Below are 6496 nucleotides of genomic sequence, written 5' to 3'. Positions count from 1 at the left end.
GTGCCTGTCCCGGGTGGGGTTGGTTGGGGGCGTTGTGTGTGGGGTCGTCCGGGTGGTGGGGGGGTTGGTTGTTGTGTGTCTGTTTTTTTGTTTGTTGGGCGCCGGGGGGGGCGGGGCCGGCCACGGCCGTCTTGGTGATCTCCACGTCCGTCTGGGTCTGCGTCTGGCTGATCAGCTGCGTGCTCTGGGAGGGCACGCCCGGCGTGGTCGAGCTGACCTGCGCGCTGTTGACGATGTTGGTGCCGTCGGAGAGCGACGGGTCGACCGTCACCGGGATCTGCCAGGTCTGTTCCTCGCCGGGACCGAGGGTGAGGCCCGCGCCGCCGCAGGTGATGGTCTGCCCGGCAGCCGAGCAGCCGCTGGGCAGGGCTCCGGCGGTCAGGCCGGCGGGCAGCGTGTCGGTCATCGTGATCCCGTCCGCGGGCTGGTCGCCGGTGTTGCTCACGGTGATCGTGTACACGGACTCCGCGCCGATGATCATCGGGTTGTTGTTCACCGCCTTGGTGATGGCCAGCTGCGCGGCGCGTGCCGAACCGGCGTCCGGCTGGACCAGACTCGCCAGAACCGACAGCAGGATGCCTATCCATGTGGCACGCATCAAACCTCCCCAGAACCGCTCCGATCCTGCTGGAAGACGCGACACGGGAGCCCTGCGACACCGGGTTCTTAACCATGGCCGGGCGAAAACGTCGGGGAAACCTGGTAACAAGGAGCACATGTTTGAAGCCCCCGACGAGACCATGTTGCGCGAGGAGGCCGAGGAGCGGCTGCGGGCCCTCGCCGGCGAACACGCCACGCTGCGCGAAGACCAGTGGTCGGCCATCCGTGCGCTGGTCGTCGAGCGCAGCCGGGTCCTGGTCGTGCAACGCACCGGCTGGGGCAAGTCCGCCGTCTACTTCATCGCCACCGGGCTGCTGCGCGACCTGGGCGAGGGGCCGACCGTCATCGTCTCGCCGCTGCTGGCGCTCATGCGCAACCAGATCGCCGCCGCCGAGCGCGCCGGCATCCGCGCCGTCACCATCAACTCCGCCAATCCCGAGGAGTGGGGGCGCGTCTACGAGCAGGTCGCCGAAGGCCTCGTCGACGTGCTGCTGGTCAGCCCCGAGCGGCTCAACAACCCCGACTTCCGCGACAACGTCCTGCCCGAGCTGGCCGAGAGCGCCGGGCTGGTCGTCGTCGACGAGGCCCACTGCATCTCCGACTGGGGCCACGACTTCCGCCCCGACTACCGGCGCCTGGCCCAGCTGTTCGAGGAGCTGCCGCCCGGCATCCCGGTGCTGGCCACCACCGCCACCGCCAACGCCCGCGTCACCCGCGACGTGGCCGAGCAGATGGGTCCCGAGACCCTCGTGCTGCGCGGCCCCCTGGAGCGCGACAGCCTCCACCTGTCCGTCACGCGGCTCGCCGGCGCCGAACAACGCCTGGCCTGGCTCGCCCAGACGCTGAACGAGCTCGAAGGCTCCGGCATCGTCTACACCCTGACGGTCAGCGCCGCCCAGGAGATCGCCGCCTACCTGCGCGAGCAGGGCCACGAGGTGCGCGCCTACTCCGGCCAGACCGAGCCGGCCGAACGGCTGGAGGCCGAGGAGGCCCTGCTCGCCAACAAGATCAAGGCCCTGGTCGCCACCAGCGCGCTCGGCATGGGCTTCGACAAGCCCGACCTGGGCTTCGTCATCCACATGGGCGCCCCGCAGTCGCCCGTCGCCTACTACCAGCAGGTCGGCCGCGCCGGCCGCGGCGTCGACCGGGCCGAGGTCATCCTGCTGCCCGGCAGCGAGGACAAGGAGATCTGGCAGTATTTCTCCTCCCTCGCCTTCCCACCCGAGTCCCAGGTGCGCGCGACCCTGTCGGCCCTGGCCGAGAGCGGCGGCGTGCTGTCCACCGCGGCCCTCGAAACACGCGTCGACCTCAGCCGCAACCGCATGGAGATGATGCTCAAGGTCCTCGACGTCGACGGCGCCGTCCGCCGCGTCAAGGGCGGCTGGGAGGCCACCGGCGAGGAGTGGAGCTACGACTCCGAGCGCTACTCCCGCGTCGCCGCCGCCCGCGCCGCCGAGCAGGAGGCCATGCTCGGGTACCTGACCACCACCGGCTGCCGCGAGGAGTATCTCCGCAAGCTCCTCGACGACGAGGCCGCGACGCCGTGCGGGCGCTGCGACAACTGCACCGGCGCCCACCGCTCCACCGAGGTCCAGGCGGCCGTCCTCGACCAGGCCCGCGAGCGGCTCACCCGGCCGGGCGTCGACATCGACGCCCGCCGCCAGTGGCCCACGGGCCTGTCCGACCTGTCGGGCCGCATCAAGCCCGAGCTCGGCGCCGAGCCGGGGCGCGCACTCGGGCGCCTCACCGACATCGGCTGGGGCAACCGGCTGCGCGAGCTGTTCGCCGCCCCCGACGCGCCCATCACCGACGAGCTCTTCAAGGGCGTCGTCCAGGTGCTGGCCTCGTGGGGATGGGAGTCACGTCCGGTCGCCGTCGTCGCGATGCCCTCCACCTCCCGCCCCCAGCTGATCGCCAGCCTCGCCGAGCGGTTGTCGCAGGTGGGCAGGCTCGAATATCTGGGAGAGCTCGGCTATCGGGCGGGGTCGCCGGGCAGCCAGTTCAACAGCGCCAAGCGGGTGCAGGCGATCAGGGGCACCCTGGCGATGCCGCGCGAGCTCGGGGCGAAGATCGCCGCCTGCGGCGGGCCGGTGCTGCTGGTCGACGACCGGGTCGACACGGGATGGACGATGACCCTCGGCGCGGCGCTCATCCGCCACGCCGGCGCCCCTGCCGTGCTGCCGCTGGCGCTGGCGACGACCACCTGACGGGCGGCGCCCGACGCCTATCCGGCGACCCCCATGGTCAGCAGGTCATAGAGCTGAAGATGGGGGTTGACGTGCACGTTCGTCGCCTTGACCCCTCGCAGGAGCACCGCCCGGCGCCATCCCGTGGGCAGGATGAGCGCCTGCTCCATCACCACCCGGTCCACCTCACCCCACAACTGCGCCCTTCTGGCCGGGTCGAGCTCCCGGTTGGCCTGGTCGATCAGGGAGTCGACCTCGTCGGAGTCCACGTTGAGGTTGAACCCGCTGGCCACCCTCCCATCCACCAGCGGCGCCAGGAACGCCTCGGCGTCGGCGTAGTCGGGCACCCAGGGCCTCGACACCAGGCCGATCCCGTCGGTGGTGAGCGCGTCGGGCTTGCCCGAATACTTGTCGTAGAAGTCGACCGTGCTCACCTCCTTCACCGTGATCTTGATGCCGAAGGGGGAGAGCGACTGCTCGACGACCTCGGCCGCGGCCAGCTCCGCGGGTCGATCGGAGCGGGCCAGGAGGGTGAGCGGGAAGCCGTCGGCCTTGTCGCAGGCCGACAGGTGGGCGCGGGTCTTGGCGGGGTCAGCCGCGCCCGCCGGATACAGGCCGAGCTCGCGGTGGCCGGGGATGATCGGGGGCAGCAACGTCGAGGCGGGGTCGGCGTCGCCGTACGCGCGCAGGAGCATGGTCCGGTCGACGGCGGTGAAGATCGCCTTGCGGCAGTCGGCGTCGTCGAGCGGCTTGATGCGAGGGTTGAGGTAGAGCGCGTTGAGCAGGGTGGTCGCGCCCTCGTCGCTGCGGGCACGCAGGTCGGGCGAGGAGGTGATCCTCGCGGGCTCGAAGGGTGACGGGCCGTACTCCAGCTCGCCCCCCTCCAGCTTCGGCTGCGCGTCCGCGCTCGAGTCCAGGAAGCTGACCTCGTAGCGGTCGGGCAGCGCCTTGCGCACGGGGTCGGTGGCCGGGTCCCAGTGCGGGTTGCGGACCAGCGTCAGGCGGTCGTCCGTGGCCTCGTCCGAGAACATGTAAGGACCGGACGAGACGACCTGCTCGCGATACTGCGCGCCCCGGTCGGCCGCCTTCGGGACCGGGACGGTCACCGGCAGGGTCATGACCTTGTCGAAGCCCGAGAAGGGCGCCTTGAGCTTGAAGACGATGGTGTGGTCGTCGGGCGTCTGGACGGCGCGGTCGCCGTCGACGCCGGACTTGGCCGGGCCCGAATAGTCGCCGGGCAGGTCGAGCAGGAACTGCAGGGTCGAAGGGCCGGTCTGCAGGACGCTGCGGTCCATGCTGCGGAGCACCGCGTACTTGACGTCGGCGGCCGTGATAGGGGTGCCGTCCTGGAACTTCAGGCCCTGGCGGATCTTGTAGGTCCACGTCTTCGCGTCGGCGCTCGTGGTGCCCAGCCCTTCGGCCAGGTCGGGGACGACCTCGGTGCCGCGGGCCCCCGGCTCCGGGCGGAACATGGTCAGCGAGCGGCCGTAGAGGCGGACCAGGTTCCAGACATGGGAGTCATAGGTGTTGCCCGGGTCCAGGGAGTCGGGCTTGGGGAAGGCGGCGCGCAGCGTGCCGCCCTTGGTGGTCGACGGGTTGACGACCGTGGCGAAGGCGGAGGCCTTGCCGGTGGTCGCCGTGGTGCTGGGGGTCGACTGGCCCGCCGGGGTCGTGGAAGGGTCCTGCCCGCCTCCGGCGAGCAGCTGGCGCTGGATGCCGGGCCAGAGCCAGACGGCGACGCCGATCACCGCCACGAGGAGCACGACCCCGACGGCGACGGCCGCGCGCACGCCGTTGCCCGCGGGCCGGGTGACGGGCGTGTGCGGGGAGGGCGCCGGGTACCGGCCCACGCCGGGGGAGGACGCCGGATGGTGCGGCCCGCCCGGGCCACCCGGCGTCGCGCCCGGAGAAGGCGCGCCCAAGGCATGCGGCGCCGAGGCCGGAGAGGGCGGTCCCGCGCCGAAGGCGTGCGTGGAAGGGGCCGAGGGAGGCGGTCCCGCGCCCGGTGTGGCCGGTGGTGGGCCGATGCGGAGCAGTTCCTGCACGAGCTGCTCCGCCGTGGGCCGCATCCCCGGATCCTTGTGGAGCGCAGCCCGCAGCAACCCGGCGAGCTCCCCGGGCACCCCGCCCAGATCCGGCTCGTAGGCGAGGATGCGGTGCATCACCACCGGCAGCGCACCCGTCCCGAAGGCGGGTCGCCCGGTGGCGGCGAAGACGATCGTCCCCGCCCACGCGAAGACGTCGCCCGGCGGCCCGCTCTCGCCGTGGAACTGCTCGGGCGACATGTACGCGGTCGTGCCGATCACGCTGGAGGTGAGCGAGTGGCTGACGTCGAGCGCGCGGGCGATGCCGAAGTCGATGACCCTCGGGCCCTCGGCCGCCAGCAGCACGTTCGACGGCTTGAAGTCGCGGTGCACCACCCCGGCCCGGTGGATGGCGACGAGCGCCTGGGCGGTGGTCACGGCCAGCCTCATGAGCGCCGTGCCGGTCAGGGGTCCGTGGGCCTGCAGCGAGGGCCCGTCGACGAACTCGCTGACGATGTACGGCCGCTGCTCCCAGTCGCCGATCTCGAGCACGCGTGCCGTACAGAACTCGCCCACTCGCCGCGTGGCCTCGGCCTCGCGGCGGAACCGGCGCAGCGCCTGGGGGTCGTCCGCGAAGCGGGCGTGCAGGATCTTGATGGCGACCCGCTGCCCGCCCGAGGCGACCCCGGCGTACACGCTGCCCTGACCACCCTCGCCGAGAAACCCGGTCAGAGGGTAGTCGTTGACCGCGACGGGGTCGCCGCTGCGTAAGGGACGCACCTACAGGCGCGGCCTGGCGCCGAGGTGGCTGATGGCCTTGGACGCCAGGTGGCAGCCGGCCGCCAGCGACTCGGCGGGCGGCTTGCCCTCCAGCCACAGCGGCAGCATGCCCGCCACGAAGGCGTCACCGGCTCCGGTGCCGTCGACCACGCGCTCGACCGGCTCGGCCGGCACCCGCACGGGCTCGGGCCGCCCGTTGGTGAACCAGAGCGCGCCTTCCTTGTTGAGCTTGATGACGACCTGCGGGAACCAGGCGGTGAGCACCTTCGCCGCCGCGGCGGGGTCGTCGCGGCCGGTGAGCACCTTGGCCTGGTCGGCGTTGGCGAACAGCAGCTTGGCGCCGTTGGTCCACTCGAGGAACGGCTCGGCGCCGGTGCGCTCCAGCGGAGCGGTGGAGGCGCAGTCGACCGAGATCGACATGCCGGTGCGGCGGGCCATCTCGAGCGCCGTCAGCCCGGCCTCGCGCGAACCTTCGTTCATCAGCGTGTAGCCGGACAGGTGAAGGTGCGAGCCCTGGGAGAACAGGTCGCGCGGCAGATCCTCCGGCGACAGGGCGGCGTTGGCGCCCGGGTCGGAGAGCTGGGTGCGCTCGCCCTTGTGGGTGACCAGCACGACGCAGGTGCCGGTCGGGCGTTCGGGATCCATGACGAGCCGGGCGTCGACGCCGTAGCCCATGAGTTCCATGTCACGATTTCGCCCAGTGATGTCGGCGCCCCGGCGGCCGATGAAGGCTACTTCAGAGCCTTCGACCGCCAGCCACGAGGCGATGTTGGCCCCGGAGCCGCCACCGTGCATCGTGACCGTAGCCGGCGTGTCACTGGCCCGGGCTAGCGCATAACGGGCGCGTGCGACCGCGTCGGTCATGAGATCGCCCACCACGACGACCCGCGTCATGATGCCACCACC

The 6496-nt window shown here is 71.9% G+C and carries 4 protein-coding genes; 1 reads left to right on the top strand and 3 read right to left on the bottom strand.

Features of this window, described 5'->3' with window-relative positions; all coding sequences use genetic code 11:
• Window positions 1–598, bottom strand: a 598-nt coding sequence (locus ACIBH1_RS30495; RefSeq protein WP_397317400.1) for a DUF11 domain-containing protein, incomplete at its 3' end; no start/stop codon positions are given.
• A gap of 118 nt (window positions 599–716) precedes the next feature.
• Between ACIBH1_RS30495 and ACIBH1_RS30490 the strand changes: the two genes are divergently transcribed.
• Window positions 717–2807, top strand: coding sequence for a RecQ family ATP-dependent DNA helicase (locus tag ACIBH1_RS30490; RefSeq protein WP_397317399.1), 2091 nt, complete (start codon window positions 717–719; stop codon window positions 2805–2807).
• A gap of 17 nt (window positions 2808–2824) precedes the next feature.
• Here the strand turns inward: ACIBH1_RS30490 and ACIBH1_RS30485 are convergent, their stop codons facing one another.
• Together ACIBH1_RS30485 and ACIBH1_RS30480 are read right to left on the bottom strand one after the other, a co-directional pair.
• The gene (locus ACIBH1_RS30485) at window positions 2825–5590 is read right to left on the bottom strand and encodes an ABC transporter substrate-binding protein (protein ID WP_397317398.1); all 2766 of its coding nucleotides are present in this window, start codon (window positions 5588–5590) and stop codon (window positions 2825–2827) included.
• Window positions 5591–6484: a carbohydrate kinase family protein gene (locus tag ACIBH1_RS30480; protein ID WP_181615404.1), complete on the bottom strand. Its 894-nt coding sequence runs from the start codon at window positions 6482–6484 to the stop codon at window positions 5591–5593.
• Window positions 6485–6496 lie beyond the last annotated feature (12 nt).

This window comes from Nonomuraea sp. NPDC050663 (assembly GCF_044456985.1).
Taxonomy (GTDB): Bacteria; Actinomycetota; Actinomycetes; order Streptosporangiales; family Streptosporangiaceae; genus Nonomuraea.
The sequence above is the reverse complement of the archived record's forward strand: the minus strand, read 5'-3'. Positions and strand labels throughout refer to the sequence as shown.

Bases quoted from the DNA above. Each gene is read 5' to 3' on its own strand.
- ACIBH1_RS30490 (WP_397317399.1), top strand. From the start codon at position 717: ATGTTTGAAGCCCCCGACGAGACCATGTTGCGCGAGGAGGCCGAGGAG.
- ACIBH1_RS30480 (WP_181615404.1), bottom strand. From the start codon at position 6,484: ATGACGCGGGTCGTCGTGGTGGGCGATCTCATGACCGACGCGGTCGCA.